The sequence below is a fragment of the Roseateles sp. GW821-FHT02E12 genome (genome assembly GCF_059421665.1).
The window spans coordinates 1,095,731-1,113,344 of sequence record NZ_JBWKVK010000001.1 but is presented as its reverse complement, the minus strand read 5'-3'; the positions used below and the strand labels follow the sequence as shown (position 1 = coordinate 1,113,344).

The 17,614-nt window shown below is 70.1% G+C and carries 16 protein-coding genes; 10 read left to right on the top strand and 6 right to left on the bottom strand.

What is annotated here, in order from left to right; all coding sequences use genetic code 11:
- Positions 1-7: 7 nt before the first annotated feature.
- The 5 genes from AC07V5_RS05330 (at position 8) to AC07V5_RS05310 (ending at position 7,006) form a co-directional block, all read left to right on the top strand.
- Entirely contained in the window at positions 8-577 is a 570-nt protein-coding gene (locus AC07V5_RS05330; RefSeq protein ID WP_495114578.1) for a DUF7010 family protein, read from the top strand.
- Positions 578-674: 97 nt separating this feature from the next.
- Entirely contained in the window at positions 675-1,757 is a 1,083-nt protein-coding gene (locus tag AC07V5_RS05325; protein ID WP_495114577.1) for an acyltransferase family protein, read from the top strand.
- A gap of 77 nt (positions 1,758-1,834) precedes the next feature.
- The gene (locus AC07V5_RS05320) at positions 1,835-3,811 is read left to right on the top strand and encodes a ferritin-like domain-containing protein (protein WP_495114576.1); all 1,977 of its coding nucleotides are present in this window, start codon (positions 1,835-1,837) and stop codon (positions 3,809-3,811) included.
- Positions 3,792-6,605: a PAS domain-containing hybrid sensor histidine kinase/response regulator gene (locus AC07V5_RS05315; RefSeq protein WP_495114575.1), complete on the top strand. Its 2,814-nt coding sequence runs from the start codon at positions 3,792-3,794 to the stop codon at positions 6,603-6,605. The genes AC07V5_RS05320 and AC07V5_RS05315 overlap by 20 nt, the downstream gene beginning before the upstream one ends.
- A gap of 14 nt (positions 6,606-6,619) precedes the next feature.
- The gene (locus AC07V5_RS05310) at positions 6,620-7,006 is read left to right on the top strand and encodes a DUF488 domain-containing protein (RefSeq protein ID WP_495114574.1); all 387 of its coding nucleotides are present in this window, start codon (positions 6,620-6,622) and stop codon (positions 7,004-7,006) included.
- 5 nt (positions 7,007-7,011) lie between these two features.
- Here AC07V5_RS05310 and AC07V5_RS05305 read toward each other — a convergent pair whose 3' ends face one another.
- Positions 7,012-7,266 (bottom strand): hypothetical protein, encoded by a 255-nt coding sequence (locus AC07V5_RS05305; RefSeq protein WP_495114573.1) that lies wholly within the window; start codon positions 7,264-7,266, stop codon positions 7,012-7,014.
- Between the two features lie 17 nt (positions 7,267-7,283).
- Positions 7,284-7,979, bottom strand: a complete 696-nt coding sequence (locus tag AC07V5_RS05300; protein WP_495114572.1) for a helix-turn-helix transcriptional regulator — start codon at positions 7,977-7,979, stop codon at positions 7,284-7,286.
- A 75-nt stretch (positions 7,980-8,054) separates the two neighbouring features.
- Here AC07V5_RS05300 and AC07V5_RS05295 point away from each other — a divergent pair, with 75 nt between their 5' ends.
- The gene (locus tag AC07V5_RS05295; RefSeq protein WP_495114571.1) at positions 8,055-8,267 is read left to right on the top strand and encodes a hypothetical protein; all 213 of its coding nucleotides are present in this window, start codon (positions 8,055-8,057) and stop codon (positions 8,265-8,267) included.
- Positions 8,268-8,369: 102 nt separating this feature from the next.
- On the opposite strand, the gene AC07V5_RS05290 is transcribed toward AC07V5_RS05295, so the two are convergent.
- Positions 8,370-8,765 (bottom strand): VOC family protein, encoded by a 396-nt coding sequence (locus AC07V5_RS05290; RefSeq protein WP_495114570.1) that lies wholly within the window; start codon positions 8,763-8,765, stop codon positions 8,370-8,372.
- 86 nt (positions 8,766-8,851) lie between these two features.
- Between AC07V5_RS05290 and AC07V5_RS05285 the strand changes: the two genes are divergently transcribed.
- Positions 8,852-9,430, top strand: a complete 579-nt coding sequence (locus AC07V5_RS05285) for a TMEM165/GDT1 family protein (protein ID WP_495114569.1) — start codon at positions 8,852-8,854, stop codon at positions 9,428-9,430.
- A 64-nt stretch (positions 9,431-9,494) separates the two neighbouring features.
- Entirely contained in the window at positions 9,495-9,806 is a 312-nt protein-coding gene (locus AC07V5_RS05280; protein WP_495114568.1) for a DUF805 domain-containing protein, read from the top strand.
- Here AC07V5_RS05280 and glpK read toward each other — a convergent pair.
- Positions 9,800-11,278 (bottom strand): glycerol kinase GlpK, encoded by a 1,479-nt coding sequence (gene glpK / locus AC07V5_RS05275; protein ID WP_495114567.1) that lies wholly within the window; start codon positions 11,276-11,278, stop codon positions 9,800-9,802. The two genes, AC07V5_RS05280 and glpK, sit on opposite strands and share 7 nt — an antisense overlap.
- A gap of 26 nt (positions 11,279-11,304) precedes the next feature.
- Here glpK and glpD point away from each other — a divergent pair, with 26 nt between their 5' ends.
- Positions 11,305-12,786: a glycerol-3-phosphate dehydrogenase gene (glpD, locus tag AC07V5_RS05270; protein ID WP_495114566.1), complete on the top strand. Its 1,482-nt coding sequence runs from the start codon at positions 11,305-11,307 to the stop codon at positions 12,784-12,786.
- On the opposite strand, the gene AC07V5_RS05265 is transcribed toward glpD, so the two are convergent.
- Complete coding sequence (locus AC07V5_RS05265) at positions 12,770-13,450, bottom strand: hypothetical protein (protein WP_495114565.1); 681 nt, start codon at positions 13,448-13,450, stop codon at positions 12,770-12,772. The genes glpD and AC07V5_RS05265 overlap by 17 nt on opposite strands.
- Before the next feature lie 56 nt (positions 13,451-13,506).
- Here AC07V5_RS05265 and AC07V5_RS05260 point away from each other — a divergent pair, with 56 nt between their 5' ends.
- A complete protein-coding gene (locus AC07V5_RS05260; protein ID WP_495114564.1) occupies positions 13,507-14,472 on the top strand; it encodes a DMT family transporter in 966 nt (321 codons plus the stop codon).
- Here AC07V5_RS05260 and AC07V5_RS05255 read toward each other — a convergent pair.
- The gene (locus AC07V5_RS05255) at positions 14,469-17,366 is read right to left on the bottom strand and encodes a carbohydrate-binding protein (RefSeq protein ID WP_495114563.1); all 2,898 of its coding nucleotides are present in this window, start codon (positions 17,364-17,366) and stop codon (positions 14,469-14,471) included. The genes AC07V5_RS05260 and AC07V5_RS05255 overlap by 4 nt on opposite strands.
- Positions 17,367-17,614 lie beyond the last annotated feature (248 nt).

Genomic DNA, 17,614 nt, shown 5'->3' with positions numbered 1-17,614 from the left:
GACCCCGATGAGCACGCTGGACCAAGAACTCTCCCTGTTCCGCCAACGCCGTTTCCTGGCCATGCCGCTGGCCGGCACCCTCGCCTGGGGCGCTGTCGGCGTGGCCGGCGCGCTGCTGCCGCTGCAGGCGGCGTGCATCGCCCTCTTCATCTGCACCGGCTGCATCGTCTACCTGGGCATGGGGCTGTCCAGGCTGACCGGCGAGAACTTCATGGACAAGTCGCGGCCGAAGAACCGCTTCGACAGCCTTTTCATGACGGGCGTGGCCCAGGCCGTGCTGGTCTACGCCATCGCGTTGCCCTTCTACGCCCTGGACCGCAGTTCGCTGCCGCTGACGGTCGGCATCCTGACCGGGCTGATGTGGCTGCCCTTCGGCTGGATCATCGGCCACTGGGTGCCGGCCGCCCACACCCTCGTGCGCACGGTCGCCATCCTCGCGGTGTGGTGGGCCTTCCCGACCCAGCGCATGGTGCTCATCCCCCTCGTCATCGTCGCCGCCTACCTGCCCACGATGTGGTGGCTGGAGCGCCGTTGGCGCGGTGCCACGAGCCGCGAGGCCGTGTTGGTGACCACCTGAAACCGATGGGGTTTTCCCAGGGAGCACACCGGTACAATTTCACCAATCCGAAGCAACGGGCCTGCGCCGAGCAGGCCCGTTCCTTTTGTACCCACTCATGTCTACCTCTTCCCGCCGCCTGCCCCACATCGACGCCCTCAAGGCGTTCGCGGCCCAGGCCATCGTGCTGCACCACCTCGTCAGCTACGGGCCTATCGCCCGTGCCGCGCACGAGGTGTTGCCGTGGCTGGCCGGTGCCATGCATCAGTACGGGCGCATGGCGGTGCAGATCTTCCTCGTCGTCGGTGGCTTCCTCAGCGCGCGCGGCCTGTCGCCGCGCGGCAAGGCCCTGCAGGCCGCCGTGCCGGAGCTGCTGTGGCGGCGCTATCTGCGCCTGGTGCTGCCCTTCCTCGCCGCGCTGGCGTTGACGCTGGGCGCATCGGGCCTGATCGCCTCTTCCTCGCCCGAACTGGTGCCCACCGACATCAGCCTGGGCCAGCTCCTCGCCCACGCACTGCTGCTGCACGGCGTGCTGGGCTACGAGGCGCTCACGGTGGGCGCCTGGTATGTGGCCATCGACCTGCAGCTGTTCGCCCTGCTCGTCGGGCTGCTGTGGCTGGCGCGGCGCGGCTGGCGGCACCCGAGCCGGCTGGTCGTCGGGCCGGTGCTCGTCGCAGCGGGCGCGCTGGCCTCGGCCTTCGTCTTCAACCGCCAGCCGGAGCTTGACGCCTGGGCTCCTTATTTCTTCGCGGCCTACGGCCTGGGCGCGCTGGTGCACTGGCTGGGCCTGTGGCGCCACCGCCGCGCCGGCCTCCTGCTGCTGGCCGTGGCCATGGCCGCCGCGCTGATGCTGGACTGGCGCGACCGCCTGGCCCTGGCGCTGCTGACGGCGCTGTGCCTGGCCTGGGCGCAGCAGCGCCATGCCGAAGGCCGGCCGCTGGTGCCCACCGCCTGGGCGGCCAAGCTGGCCAGCGGCTCGACGACGTCCTACTCCCTCTTCCTGCTGCACTTCCCGGTGCTGCTGCTGACCAACGCGCTGCTGGCTCATCTTCCCGATGCGACGCCGGCCGTGGGCATGCTGCTGCTCGTGGCCACCTGGCTGCTGGCCAACTGCCTGGCCGTGCCCTTCCAACGCTGGGTGGAGGCGCCGGCCGCACGCCTGGATCCGCTGGCCTGGCTGCCGCGCCTGCGCACGGCCTGAGAAACCACGGGGCCTCCGGCCGCGACTGCGTGCTAATGTCGCGCGCAGCCAGTCAGCCAGCCTCAGGACGCGCTCCCATGACGACTCCCACCCAGGTCGCGCCGCCGAGTCGCGAGCAACTGCTGCACTGCCTCTATGAGGCCGCCGAGCTGGAGCACAACCTGATGTGCACCTATCTCTACGCGGCCTTCAGCCTGAAGCAGGGCGAGGCCGAGGGCCTCGAGCAGGGTGAAGCCGAGGCCACCGAGCGCTGGCGGCGCGAGATCACCGCCGTCGCCGTGGAGGAGATGGGCCACCTCGTCGCGGTCTGGAATATCACGGCCGCCCTGGGCGGCGCACCGCGCATCGGCCGCGGCAACTTCCCGCTGGACCCGGGCTATCTGCCGGCCAGCGTGGTCGTTAAGCTCGCCCCGTTCAGCGAGGCGACGCTGCAGCACTTCATCTTCCTGGAGCGCCCCGAGGGCAGCACCGAGCAGGACGGCGAGGGCTTCGCGGCGGACCGCCTGTTCACACGCGGCTCGGACGTGCCGCGCGTGACGCCCATGGCCTGCGACTACGACACCGTGGGCCACTTCTACCAGCAGCTCAGCGCGGACCTGCGCAGCTTCGTCGAGCTGCACGGCGAGGCTGCCGCCTTCAGCGGCGATCGCTGGCTGCAGCTGGGGCCGGACGAGCTCAACCTCTGCGGCGCCCGCCATGTGCTGTGCTCCAAGACGGCGCTGGCCGCCTTCGACGCCATCGTGCGCCAGGGCGAGGGTGCGCCCACCGACAGCGACCGCTCCCACTACCACCGCTTCGCCGCCATCCGCACCGAGCTGGCCGCGCTGCGCCAGGCCAACCCGGCTTTCGAGCCCGCCTGGCCGGCCGCCACCAACCCGGTGCTGCGCCGCCCGCCCCGGCCCGAGGGCCGGGTGTGGCTGGAGAACCCCGACGCCAGTGCCACCGTGGACGTGGCCAACGCCAGCTACGGCCTGATGCTTCGCCTGCTGGCCCAAAGCTATCTGATGCCCGGCCCCTCGGCCGAGAAGAGCCTCATCGTCGACCTCGGCATCGGCCTGATGCGCGCCTTCACGCCGCTGGCCGAGCATGCCGCACGTCTGCCAGCCGGCCCCAGCAACCCCGGTTGCCACGCCGGCGCCAGCTTCACCGCGCTGCGCGATGCGGCCGGCATGCCGCCGGGCCCGGCGGCGCGGCGCTACGTCATCGAAAGGCTGGGCCAGCTCTCTGACGCCGCCGCGAGCCTGCATGCCCAGCTGGGCGCCGACCGCAGCGGCCGCGCCGCGCGCCAACTGCAGGCGCTGCGCGAACGCGCCGAGCGCGGGCTGGACCTGAACGCGCCGGCCCCGGCGCCCGCCGCCAAGCCCGTTGCCGCACCACCTCCACCCGCACCGCCGACGGAGAACGTCGACGGCGTCGAGATCGTTCAGGGCGAGAAGCTCGAACTCCGCTTCGAGGCCCAGCGCTGCATCCATGCGCGCTTCTGCGTGACGGGCGCGCCCAAGGTCTTCCTCGCCAATGTGCAGGGGCCCTGGCTCCACCCCGACGCGATGCCGGTCGAGCGCCTCGCCGACATCGCCCACGCCTGCCCGTCCGGCGCCATCCAGTACCGCCGCAAGGACGGTGAGGCCGACGAAGCCGCGCCGCCGGTCAACCTGCTGTCGGTGCGCGAGTCCGGCCCCTACGCCATCCGGGGTGCGCTCACGCTGCGCGGCCAGGCCATCGGCATGCGCGCCACGCTGTGCCGCTGCGGCGCGAGCAAGAACAAGCCCTTCTGCGACGGCAGCCACCACGACATCCACTTCGCCGCCACCGGCGAGCCCGAGACCGGCATGCTGGGCCTCTCCACCGACATGCCCGCGGTACGCGACGGCGCCGTCGAGATCGAGCCCGAGCCCAACGGCCCGCTGCAGCTGCGCGGCCACGTCGAGGTGCTGAGTGGCACCGGCCGCATGGTCTGCCGCATCACGCAGGCGCGGCTGTGCCGCTGCGGCGGCAGCCAGACCAAACCCTTCTGTGACGGTACCCACGCACGCAATGGCTTCAGCGCGGACTGACCCCCTCGTCGGCCGCGAAGCGCTGCAGGACAAGGCCGCGCGCACGCTGGTCTGGATCCTCGCCAGCGTGGGCGCCATCACCTTGGTGGTGGGCATCGTCATGGCGAGCATGGGCGGCCGTGTGCCCTGGGAGAGCCAGCGCGTCATCGTCGGCGCCATGCTGCTCGGCCTGGGTGGCGTGGCCGAGCTGCTGCGCCGGGCCGGCCAGCAGCGCGCCGCGATGACGCTGGTGCTTGGTGGCACCCTGCTCGTGCTGATCGGCAACGCCGTGCAGGGCGGCCTGGGGGTGCACACCTTCGCGCTCGCGGCCGGGCCGGTGCTGGTGGCCGTGGCTGGCGGCGTGGCCGGCAACGCCGCGGCCTGCGCGCTGGCCCTGCTGCACATCGTCGCCATCTTCGGGCTGGCCGCGCTCGAGGCCCAGGGCGTGCTGCCCGGCCGGCTCGCCGCCGTGCAGCCCACGCTGGAAGGCCGCGTCAGCGCCCACCTGCTGCTCACCGTCGGCGGCCTGGCCTCGGCCCTGCTGCTCAACCGCATCCTCGGCGCGGCGCTGCGGCGCGCCATCGGCGAGGAAGCCCGCCTGGCGCGCCTCGTGCAGGCCGCGCACAACTGGGCCTGGGAGGCCGACGCCAGGTTCCGCGTGACGATGCTCTCCGACGAGTTCGAGGCGCTGTCGGGCCACAAGCGCGAGGACTACCTGCGCATGGGCGAGCCCGGCGGCGCCATGCTCGTGCGCGATGCCGAGTACCAGGCCCTGCTGGAGGACATCCGCGCCAAGCGCGCCTACCGCGACCGCATCAACGGCTTTCGCGCGCCCGACGGCCGGCTGCTGTGGACGCTGAGCTCGGGAGAGCCCGTGTTTGACGCCGCCGGCCGCCACACCGGCTGGCGCGGCGTCAGCCACAACATCACCGGCGAGCGCCTGGCGCTGCAGCAGCACCAGCGCACGGCCAACATGCTGGACCGCGTGCTGCGCGCCAGCCCCGACGCCATCTGCGTGGCCCACGCCGGGGACGGCCGTATCCGTTTCGCGAACTCGGGCTTCTGCACGCTGGTGGGCCTGAGCCGCGATGAGCTGATGGGCCGTTCGGGCCGCGAGCTGGGCTTGTGGCCCGACAGCAGCGAGCCGCTGCGGCTGGCTGCCGAGCTGGCCGAGTCGGGCCTGGTGCGCGACTTCCGCTCGGCCATCCTCGTCGACGGCCAGTGGCGCGACCTGCTCGTGTCGGCCGCGTCGCTGGACTGGGACGGCGAGCCCGCGACGATGCTGATCGCGCGCGACATTACCGAGCGCGAGCTCGCCCGCATCGAGGCCGAGGCCATCCTCGACCACGCCAGCGTCGGCATCGCGCTGACGCGCGGCGAGCGCTTCGAACGCGTGAACCGCCACTGGCAGGAGATCTTCGGCGGCACCGAGCCCCAGCTCGCCGACGCGCAGGCCAGCCTGCCCTCGGCCCAGCAGGTCGCGGGCGCCGCGCTGGCCTTCGAGCGCGACTTCATCCGCCCCGACGGCCGGTGCATCACCGTGCAGTTCAACGCGCGTGGCCTGCCGGCCGCGCTGCCGGGCCGCAGCGAAGGCCGCACCGACCCGGACAGCGACCGCGCAACGCTATGGGTGGCCGAGGACGTCACCGAGCGCCGTCGCCAGGAACGCGAGCTGCAGGACGCCAAGCTGCAGGCCGAAGGCGCCAGCCACGCCAAGAGCGCCTTCCTGGCCACGATGAGCCACGAGATCCGCACACCGCTGAACGGCGTGCTCGGCCTGGCGCGCCTGCTGCAGCAGGCCGGGCCCGACGAGCGCCGGCCGCAATACCTGGCCCATCTCGTCGCGGCTGCGGAGTCCCTCAACGAGATCGTCTCCAACGTGCTGGACCTGTCCAAGATCGAGGCAGGTCACCTGGAGATGGAGAAGATCGAGTTCGACCTGCATGCGCTGGCCCAGGCCAGCTTCGAGGGCAGTGCGGCACTGGGCCGCGAGCGCGGTCTGGACATGCAGATCGAGCTTGCGCCCGGCGTGCCGCGCCTCGTCATCGGCGACCCGCTGCGGGTGCGCCAGATCATGGCCAACTTCCTCGTCAACGCGCTCAAGTTCACCGAGCGGGGCTACATCCGCCTGAAGCTGTCGCGGGCCGACCATGACCGCGTGCGCATCGTGGTTGCGGACAGCGGCATCGGCGTGTCGGCGGAGCTGCAGGAAAGGCTCTTCCGCCCTTTCGCGCAGGCCGACGACTCGACGACACGCCGCTTTGGCGGCACGGGCCTGGGCCTGTCCATCTGCCGCGAGCTGGCCACCCGCATGGACGGCCGCGTCGGCGTGCAGAGCGACGGCGTGAACGGCTCCAACTTCTGGGCCGAACTGGCGCTGCCCACCGCGCTCACCATCGACGACACCGCCGCCCGCAAACGCATCCCGCTGCCGCCGCGCTACCCGCTGGCCGGCCAGCGCCTGCTGGTGGCCGAGGACAACCCGGTCAACCGCCTCATCATCACGGCGCTGCTGCAGCGCCTGGGCGCCGAGGTTGTCGAGGCCGAGGACGGCGAGCAGGCAGTTCGCCTCGCGCGCGACCAGGCCGGGCGCCTGGACGGCGTGCTGATGGACCTGCACATGCCCAAGGTCGACGGCCTGGAGGCGACGGCGCTGCTGCGCGCCGACCCCACCACCGCCCAGCTGCCCATCCACGCCTTCACCGCCGCCGTGCTCGACCAGGAACGCCAGGCGGCGCTGGCCGCGGGCATGAACGGCTTCATCGCCAAGCCGGTGGCCGAGGACGACGTCATCCGCGTGCTGGGCCGCCACTGAGCAGGAGAGCAGCCATGGCCATCCGCATCGTCAGGCTCGGCACCCCGCGTGCCGCAGACGAGGGCACCCGCATCGGCACCGTGCGCCGCCCACCGCGCGGCGTGCCCAAGGCCGAGTTCGCATCGCGCGACTTCTACGACGTCTGGTTCCCCAACCTCGCACCGAGCGTTGAGACGATGAAGCTGGGGCAGGCCGCCGAGAGCGCGGCCGACTGGACGGCCTTCACGAAGAAATACCGCACCGAAATGGCCGAGCCCGAGGCCCAGCACGCGCTGACCCTGCTGGCCACGCTGTCGGCGCAGACGAATTTCTCGGTGGGCTGCTATTGCGAGGACGAGGCGCGGTGCCATCGGTCGGTGCTGCGCGCGCTGCTGGCGGACAAGGGCGCGCACTTCACCTGACGGCTTCAACCGCCAGGGGATTTGAGCAGCTGACGAGCCATCCAAAGGAATATCCCGGCGCCGCCAAGGTAGAGCGCGATTCCCAAGCCAAATGGCCACCCGGCACGGATGGGAATCGTTGCGTCGCCCATGGCACGGGACGCGACAACGACCTCACCGATGAACAGCGCATAAGCGGCATAGGCGAGGAATCCCATGCCAACGGCAAGCGCTCCCCAGCCGACGAAAAAGAGCGCCCGTTTGAGATGCGCGGGTTGCATGGCGTTGCTGGATGGACTCAAGCGCCGCCGTTGTCCTGCGCCTCGCGCTGGCGATTCATGTCGGCCAGCGTCTTGCCCGGCTCGTCGCGGAAGGCGTCCTCCAGCACTTCCAGCGTCTCGACACGGTCGACGCGGAAGCTGCGGAAGTCGTTGCGCAGCTCGCACCAGGCGGCCAGCGTCCAGACCGGGCCCCAGAACAGGCAGGCCAGCGGGCGCACGATGCGCTCGCTCTTCACGCCGCCCAGGTCCAGATAGCCCACCTTCAGCTTGCGGCGGGCCTCGGTGGCTTCGCGCATGGCCGTCAGGTGGGCGCTGGTGGCCGGGTCCAGCGCGGGCAGCGGCGCGTACAGCGCCAGGCTCTCGGCCGCGGCGCGAGCGTCCAGCGGCAGCACGGCCAGGATCTTGGACAACGCGTTCTCGGCCTGGCGGGCCAGCGCCGCGTCCAGGCGCGACTCGGCCATGCGCACGGTGGCGACCAGGGCCTGGGCTTCCTGCTTGCTGAACATCAGCGGCGGCAGGTCGAAGCCGGCCCGCATGCGGTAGCCCACGCCAGCCTCGCCCTCGATGGGCACGCCTTGCTGGCCCAGCGCCGCGATGTCGCGGTAGACGGTGCGCATCGACACCTCCAGCCGCTGGGCGAGGTAGTCGGCCGTCGTGAGGCGGCGGCCGCGGATGAGCTGGACGATCTGGAAGAGGCGGTCGGCGCGGCGCATGGGTTGGCACTGTAGGGCAGCAGGCATGACCCTTGCAGAAGACACCCGTCACCGACAACGACGTCGAACATCATCATGGCCATCTACGCCTCCTTCCAGGCCCGCGGCACCCGCGGCGCCGAACTGGCCACGCTGGGCGCCATCAGCGCTCCGCTGGCTTCCCTGGCCCAAGACCAGCTCTTCACGGCACGCGCCGCGACGGGGCGGAGCCGCCCCGAAAAAGGGCAGGCAGAGCGAGGGAGGGCACCGGGCGCGGCCGAGCGGGTCGTCCAAGGCGGCTCCGTCTAGGCGCAAAGCACAGCCGTAGCTCAGGCTACGGCGAGCATTTGCAACGACGAGGGGGCTGGCTTGGGCGGCACGAGCGGGCGTGACAGGTGCCCTCCCACGCTCTTAGCCCATCGCTGTGCAGAGCTCCACCAGCGTGCCGTCCGGGCAGCGCACATAGGCCACGGTCTGGCCCCAGGGTTTGGTGACGGGCGCGGCCAGCGCGCGGGCGCCGGCGGCGATGGCCTTGTCATAGGCAGCCTGCACATCGCTCACCGTAAAGCCGATCTCCATGCCCAGCGGCTGCGGGCTGGCGTCGGCCGCAACGTAGTCGTGCTGCACGCTGTCGCGAGCGGTCGCGTGGTCGACGAAGGCCAGCGTCGTGCCGCTCGCGCCGGTGTCGACCTCGCCGTAGGCGCCGCTCTCATGCAGAAAGCGCTGCTTCAGGCCGAAGGCCTTGTCGAAGAAGGCGAGGGACGCGGCCACGTCGGACACGTAGACGAGGGTGTAGGCGAATTTCATGTGGGGCTCCTGAGGTTGGAAAGCCCGCATGCTGCGCTCGGTCGCCTGTCAGCGCGTGTCAGGAGCGCCTTGGACAATGCATCCCAATGCAAGCCTTCCTGATCGCCACCGGCCTGGTGGCACTCGCCGAGATCGGCGACAAGACCCAGCTCCTCGCCTTCATGCTCGCGGCACGCTTTCGGCAGCCGGCGCCCATCGTGCTGGGCATCTTCGTCGCGACCGTCTTCAACCATGCCGCCGCCGGCGCCCTCGGCAGCTGGTTGACCGGCCTCATCAGCCCGACGGCGCTGCGCTGGGGCTTGGGCCTGTCCTTCATCGCGATGGCGGGCTGGATGCTGATCCCCGACAAGCTCGACGAGGACGACACGCCCAAGCCCGGCCACGGCGTGTTCGTGACGACGGTCATCGCCTTCTTCCTCGCCGAAATGGGCGACAAGACGCAGATCGCGACCATCGCGCTGGCAGCGCGCTTCCCCGCGGACTTCATCGGCGTGGTTGCCGGCACGACGGCCGGCATGATGCTGGCCAACGTGCCGGCCGTGCTGGTGGGCGGCAAGCTCGCGCAGAAGCTGCCGGTGAAGCTGGTGCACACGGTGGCTGCCGTCATCTTTGCGGTGCTCGGCATCGCGACGCTGGCCGGCGCAGGCGATAGCCTGGGGTTTTGAGGGGCTGCGCCGGCGATGATCGCCGCCTAGCATCCGCGCAACTTCCACATCTCACGGAGAAGCCATGACCTTCCAGGAATCCATCGAGGTCTGCTTCAAGAAGTACGCCGACTTCTCGGGCCGCGCCAGCCGCCCGGAATTCTGGTGGTTCGTGCTCTTCATCTTCCTGGGCAGCCTCGTGCTGTCCTATGTCAGCTTCTGGCTCAATCTGCTCTTCGTGCTCGGCACGCTGCTGCCCCAGGTGGCCGCGGCGACGCGCCGGCTGCACGACACCGGCCGCAGCGGCTGGTGGCAGCTGATCGGCCTGATCCCGTTGATCGGGTGGATCGTCATGATCGTTTTCCTGGCCCAGGAAAGCAGCAGCGAGAGCTATTGAGCCAGCACCTGCCGCACGGCGCGCTCCCACTGCGCCATGTGCGCCCCCGCCTCGTCGCGCGACATGCGCGGCTCGAAGGCGCGGTCGAGCTGCCAGATCGAACCGATCTCCGCGGTTGACGCGTAGACGCCAGCGCCCAGCCCGGCCAGCAGCGCCGCGCCCAGGGCCGTCGTCTCGATGACGCGCGGGCGCAGCACCGGGATGCCGAGCAAGTCGGCCTGGAACTGCATCAGCAGGTCGTTGGCCGACGCGCCGCCATCGACGCGAAGCTCCGTGAGGCGCTCGCTGGCGCCAACGTCGGCATTCATCGCCGCCAGCACCGCCGCGCTCTGGAAGGCAATGCTCTCCAGCGCCGCGCGGGCGATGTGCGCCTGCGTCGTGCCGCGCGTGAGACCCAGCAGCGCGCCGCGTGCATCGGTCCGCCAGTAGGGCGCGCCGAGGCCGGCGAAGGCGGGCACGAACATCACGCCGCCGGCGTCCGGCACGCTGCTCGCGAGCGCCTGCACCTCGCCGCTGCCGCCGATGGCCTTGAGCCCGTCGCGCAGCCATTGCACAACGGCGCCGCCGACAAAGACGCTGCCTTCCAGCGCGTACTGCGCGGCCGCGTCAACCTGCGCAGCCCGCGTCGTGATGAGGCCCTGCGTGGAGGTGCGCGCCTGGGTGCCGGTGTGCATCAGCAGGAAGCATCCGGTGCCGTAGGTGTTCTTGGCCTGGCCGGGCTGCAGCGCCGCCTGGCCGAAGAGGGCCGCCTGCTGGTCGCCCGCGATGCCTGCGATCGGCACGCCGAACTCGGCGGCCTGGCCGAAGACGCCGGCCGACGAGCGCACCTCGGGCAGCAGGCTCTTCGGGATGTCGAAGGCCGCCAGCAACTCGTCGCTCCAGTCGCCGCGGTGGATGTCGTAGATCAGGGTGCGCGAGGCATTGCTGGCGTCGGTAGCGTGGACGTTGCCCCCCTTTCCGTCATCCGTGAGCTTCCACAGCAGCCAGCTGTCGATGGTGCCGAAGGCCAGCTCGCCACGGGCCGCGCGCTCGCGGGCGCCGGGCACGTTGTCGAGCAGCCAGCGCAGCTTGGTGGCCGAGAAATACGGGTCCAGCACCAGGCCGGTCAGCTCGCGCACGCGCGGCTCCAGGCCCTGGCCCTTCAGCTGCTCGCAGAAGGCCGCCGTGCGGCGGTCCTGCCAGACCAGGGCCTTGTGCAGGGGCTTGCCGGTCTTGCGATCCCACAGCACGACGGTCTCGCGCTGGTTGGTGATGCCGATGGCGGCCACCTTCACGCCGGCCTTGGCCAGGGCCTCGCGGGCGCATTCGACCTGGTGGGTCCAGATCTCCTCGGCGTCATGCTCCACCCAGCCCGGCCGGGGGAAATGCTGGGGCAGTTCGCGCTGCGCCGAGGCGAGCAGCCGGCCATCGCGGCCAAAAACTAGAGCACGTGAACTAGAAGTCCCCTGGTCCAGCGCGAGCAGTGCATCCATGGCTGTCGTTCACTTAGAGTCGTCGAATGGATGATTTTGACGTCGTGGTGGTGGGAGGCGGCATCAATGGCACGGGCCTGGCCCGCGACCTGGCCGGCCGGGGCTGGCGCGTGCTGCTGGCGGAGCGCGACGACCTGGCTTCGCACACCTCGTCGGCATCTACCAAGCTCGTGCATGGCGGCCTGCGCTATCTGGAGACCTATGAGTTCTCCCTGGTGCGCAAGGCCCTGCAGGAGCGCGAGGTGTTGCTGCGCAGCGCGCCTCATCTGATCCAGCCGCTGCGCTTCGTGCTGCCGCATGCGCCGCATCTGCGCCCGGCCTGGATGATCCGCATCGGCCTCTTCTTCTACGACCACCTGGCCCGCCGCGAGCTGCTGCCGGGCTCGCATGGCCTGCGCCTGACGGGCAGCGTCTATGGCGCGCCGCTCAAGCCCGAGTTCACGCGCGGCTTTGTCTATTCCGACGGCTGGGTGGACGACGCCCGCCTCGTTGTGCTGAACGCGCAGGACGCGCAAGCCCGTGGCGCCGAGGTGCTGACGCGTTGCGCTGTCACGCAGGCCATGCGCGGCAAGGACGGCTGGCAGGTCACGCTGCAGAACGGCCGCCAGCTGCGAGCCCGCGCCCTCGTCAACGCGGCCGGGCCCTGGGCCGAGCGTTTCCTGCGCGACCACACGCAGGCCGGCAACGGCCAGCCGCTGCCGGCGCGCGGCCTGCGCCTGGTCAAGGGCAGCCACATCGTCGTGGACCAGCGCTTCACCCACGACCACGCCTATATCTTCCAGAACGCCGATGGCCGCATCATCTTCGCCATTCCCTACCAGGAGCACTTCACGCTGATCGGCACGACCGACGTCGAGCTGCCCGAACACGAAGACCCGCCGTCGCGCGCGACCATCGCCGAGGACGAGATCGCCTATCTCTGCGAACAGGCCAGCCGCTACCTGGTCCAGCCGGTGAAGCCCGGCGATGTCTTGTGGACCTATGCCGGCGTGCGCCCGCTGCTGGACGAAGGTGGCTCGGCTTCGGCCGTCACCCGCGATTACCTGCTGGAGAGCGACAAGGATGGTGGCGCGCCGCTGCTCAATGTCTGGGGCGGCAAGCTGACGACCTATCGCAAGCTGGCCGAGGACGGCGCGACCCAGATCGGCGAACTGCTGGGCGATGCGCGCAAGCCGTGGACGGCGAGCACGATCTTGCCCGGCGGCGACCTCGGTGCGCATGGCGTCAATATCGAGGCGTTTGCCGCCGAGCTGCAAGCCGCGCACCCGGGCCGACCGGGTGTACGACGCATTACCCGCGCCTACGGCAGCAAAGCTCGCGAGCTTCTGGCTGCTCCACCCGGCGCCGAGATCGCGCCAGGCCTGTTCGAGTCCGAGCTGCACCATCTGATGGAGAACGAATGGGTGACGAGCGCCGAGGATGTGCTGTGGCGGCGCAGCAAGCTCGGCCTGCACTACACGGCCGAACAGCGCGAAGCCGTGGCGGCCTGGTTCAGAACGCGAGCTTGAAGCCCACCGTGGTCAGCCGCGCGCGCGGACCACTGAACTGGCGGCCATAGGACGCATCGACAAAGACGCTGTCGGGCAGCAAGGCCACACGCAAGGCCGCATTGGCCCAGGGCCGGCCGCGGTCATCGCCAAAGACCTCGGCCATGGGTTGCCAGCGCCCGCCCTCGCCGAAGCCGCCATGCTCGACGGCCAGCGCCCAGGTCGTGCTGCGCCGGCCCACCATCTCGTCGCGCTGGTGGCCCAGGTTGGCGTGAAGGGTCAGGTCACGCATCAGCGGCAGGCTGCCGACAAGAATCAGCCCCGCGCTGCTGCGCCGCCACACCGTGTCGACATGGCGGTGAGAGAGTGCCCAGGCCAGCGTGAGCTGGGCGTCGCCATCGGCCCAGCCGGCGCTGGCGAGCAGGGTCTTGCCGTTCAGCGCCAGCTCGCGCGGCCGGATGACGTTCAGCGCGACCTCGGTGCTCCAGCCGATGCCGCAGCCGAGTTGCAGGCTGGTCTGGCGCTGGCCGTCTCCGCCCAGGCGCCAGTCACCGTGGGCACCTTCGAGCTCGCAGGCCTTGGGGTCCATGACGGCGGCGTCCTCGGCCTGCAGCGGCCGGCCGGCCAGGGCGGCGCTGGCGGCAAGCAGCAGAGGCAGGGCGATGGCATGACGCGAGCGAGGCATGGGTGGCGAGAGCCTAGCGCCACTGTGTGACGAGGGCATGGGAGATGATGCCGGCCATGCTGTTTGGTCTGTTGTTCGCCCTCGCTGCCGGGCTGATGTGGGGGCTGGTGTTTGTCGCCCCTGTGATGTTGCCGGGTTATGCGCCCGCCTTGCTGACGGTGGGCCGTTACCTGGCTTTCGGGCTGATCGCCCTGCCGCTGGCGTTGGCTCTGGACCGGCGTGCGCTGCGCGAGCTGCAGCGGGCCGACTGGTGGGAGGCCGCCAAACTCAGCCTCATCGGCAACTTCCTTTACTACCTCTGCCTGTCGGCCGCCATCCAGCGCGCCGGCGCGCCACTGCCGACGATGATCATCGGCACCTTGCCGGTGGTCATCGCCATCTGCGCCAACCATCGCAACCGCGTACGTGACGGCCACCTGCCTTGGGCCAAGCTGGCACCCTCGCTGCTGCTGATCGCGGCGGGCCTGGCTTGCGTCAATCGCGACGAGCTGGCCGTGCTGCAGGCCGAAGCCGGCGACCCGCGCCGCTATGCCGAGGGCGCGCTGCTGGCCATTGCGGCCGTGGCCTGCTGGACCTGGTATCCGATCCGCAATGCCGACTGGCTGCGTGCCCACGGTGACCGCAGCCCGCGCGCCTGGGCGACGGCGCAGGGGCTGGTCACGCTGCCGATGGCCGTCATCGGTGCGCTGCTGCTCGCGCTCGTGCACCTGACGGCGCCGGGCACGCTGGTCCCCGCCGACCACACCTTTCCTTTCGGCGAGAGGCCGCTGGCCTACATCGGCCTGATGGTGGCCATCGGCCTGTGCTCGTCCTGGCTGGGCACGCTGTGCTGGAACGAGGCCAGCCAGCGGCTGCCGACCTCGTTGTCCGGGCAGTTGATCGTCTTCGAGACGCTGGCCGCGCTGGCCTACGCGTTCGCGTGGAACCAGCGCGTACCGCCGCCGACGACCTTGGCAGGGGTGCTGCTGCTGATCGCCGGCGTGGTCTGGGCTTTACGCATCAAGCCCGTCAAGCACAGTTAGAACCCGCTGTTGCCGGTGCCACGGTTCAGCACGAACCCGCCGGTATTGCTGAGCCCACCCTGCGCGGCGCCACTCACGGTCACGTTCTGGAAGGTCGCATTGCCAGCGGACTTGATCTGGATGCCGTAGGTGCCGGCCCCGCTGATCGTCACGCCGTCGAACAGCGCGCCCTGCACCTGGTTGGGTCCGCTGATGTAGATGCCCGAGTAGGTGCTGTCCTGGATGATGAGGTCCTTGATGATGAGCGGTGCCGTGATGCTCGACGTATCGGCGAACAGGAACAGCGCGCTGAACTGATCGTTCCAGTTCGGCTCGAAGCCACCGGTGCGAACCAGCGTGTTGCCAGTAATGCGCGTGGTGCCACTGAACGGGACCGGACTGAAGCGCGAGCTGACCGTGATGCCGGACGAGCCGACCACCGTGTCGGTGATGACGTTGTATTCCGCCCGGTTGCCGTTGCCGCCGTAGATGCCGATGCCGTTGGCCAGCACCGGCGACTGCACGGTGTTGCGCACAAAGGCGCTGTTGGTTACCGCGGCGCCTTCCGAGAACATGGCCAGCGCATCGTCACCGGTGTTGCGGACGACGCTCTGGTCCATCACCACGTTCTGCACGTTGGCGTGGATGTTGACGCCGTCGGCGAACACATTGCGGATGCGCAGGCCGCTGGCGTAGAGGCCGTTGGTGCCCGAGTCGATCCACATGCCGACCTTGGTGTGCTCGAACCACAGGTTCTGGAACTGCGAGCCGGTGCCGAAGTTGCCCTCCAGCGGCGCGTCGGTCATCACCTGGCCGTCGGGGTCGCGCAGCGTGACCTTGCCCAGCATCAGGAAGTCGGCCAGCTTGACGTTGCTGCCCGTGCCGTAAAGACCGCCGTGGCCGTCGTTGCCCAGCTCCACCGTCGAGTACCAGGGACCGGCGCCGCGCATGGTGACGCCGGAGATGTTGATGCGCGTATTCAGCTTGAAGGTGCCGGCGGGAATCCATACGACACCGCCGCTCGGTTGCGCCGCGGCAATGGCCTGCTGGAAGGCGGACGTGGCATCCCCGCCGCCGGACACCGCGCCATAGCTGGTGATGGAGAAGGCGCCGGCCGGCATGGCGTAGGCGGCCGGGACGACCTCGGTCTCGATGAAGTCGATGTCGTAATAGGCCGCGGTGTTGCCACCGTCCTTCTGCAGCTTGAACACGGTGCCGGCCGGGTAACTGGCCAGCGGCACGTGGATCTCGTCGTAGAAGTGGCGCGGCGTGCCGTCCGACGGCACGCCACGGAAGGGGTAGCCGCCGTAGACCCAGGCATAGGTCGAGGTCAGGTTGAGGTCCTGCACCTTGGCGCCGTTGGCGTACAGCGCCAGCGTGGCCGACTGGCCGCCGCCGCCCGGGGCGTCGGGGATGGAGTAGCGCAGCACCAGCGAGTTGGTCGGCTGGGTCGTCGTGAAGCTGACCTGATGGCCGGTGTTGGCCAGGCGCACCAGGCTGCGGCCGCTGGACTCGGCCTGCACGGTGAAGGGTGTGCGGCTGGCGGTCAGCACGGTGGCGTTGGTGGAAGCGGTTTCGGCTTCGTACAGCGTCGTGCGCACGGTGGCGCCACGGGCAGCCGCGGTCAGCTCGCCGGGCACAGTGAGGCTGTCGATGCCGATATCGGCGCCGGCGGATGCTGCTGCCAAGCCGACGGTGTTGTGGCCGGTGCGCAGCGTCAGCGGCAGGTTCATCGTGGCCCAGCCGGTGCCGGCCGGGATGCTGACGGTGCCGACCTTGGCCGCATTGACGATGACGTCCAGCACACGGGCGCTGCCGCTGGTGTTGCGGTAGCGCAGGCTGGCGGTGGCGCTGCCATCGCCGCTCATGAAGACGGTGCGGATGGCCCGCGCGCCGCCGCTGGAAAAGCCGGCCGCATAGCCGCTGCCGTTGTAGCCGGAGGCTGAGGTCGACACCGCAGCGCCGCCGGACATGAACCAGGTCTCGGCCTCGGCCGGCGTCACCGCCGGGTTGCCCGTGCCGCCCCCGGTCACCGCGGTGACGGCGAGCGCATCGAGGTTGACGTTGCCGCTGTCGGCCGTGGTGAACTTGTAGGCCACCGTGTGCGCGCCGGCGCTGAGCGTGACGGTGGACGTCTGGGTGGCCCACGAGTCCCAGTTGGTGGTGGCGGGCAACGTCACCTGGCCGGCGGAAGCGCCGTCGACAAACAGCGTCAGCGTCCTGGCCGCGCCGGTGCCGTTGGCATAGCGCAGCGCCAGCTCGTGGCTGCTGGCCGTGGCTGCCGTCACGCTGAAGGCAACCTGGGCATTGCCCTTGTTGCCGTCGGTGAAGCCGCCGACAAAACCGCTGCCCTGGTAGCCGGTGTGGTCGGTCGCCACGGTGGCGCCACCGCTCAGGGCGGCGTCCTCGGCCTGAGGGCTGCCGGGGGTGGTGACGACGGCATCGACATCCAGCTTGTCCAGGTTGATGTTGCCGCTGTCGGCGGTGGTGAACTTGTAGGCCACCGTGTGGTTGCCGGCGGTCAGCGCGACGGTCGTTGTCTGCACCAGCCAGTCATCCCAGTTGGCGGTGGCGCCGAGGCTGACCTGGCCCTTGGACACGCCATCGACATAGAGCGTCAAGCTCTTGGCCGAGCCGGTGCCGTTGGCATAGCGCAGCTTCAGCGTGTAGTTGCCGGCGGCGGCAGCGTTGACGGTGAAGCTCGTCTGCGCGTTGCCCTTGTTGCCGTCCACATAGCCGCCGACAAAGCCGCTGCCGGTGTAGCCGGTGTGGTCGGTGGCCGTCACGGTGCCCCCGCTCAGCGAGGCGCTCTCGGCCTGGAAGGTGGCAGCGTGGATGGTGGTTGCCAGGGCCAGGAAAGGCAGGCAGGCGATAAGGCGGCTGAATCTTGGCTTCTTGGCCGGTTGGGTATGCATCGGTTTGTCTCCGTAGTGGTCTTCACGAGACCCGTCTAGCGCGGGTCGAGAACCACTCTAGGGACGACGGCAGCGTCATTCGCGATGCCCCGGTGGGCGGCAAGGCCTGATTCTTCAAAGCCTTGCGAAGCCTTCAGGCCGGCTTCAGATTGGCCATAGGCCCGGCAGGCACCCCCGGGGTCGGCCCGCGGCAGCAGGACGTTTGGTAACGCGACCCGGGGACATTCACTGATGCGGCCACAGGAGCC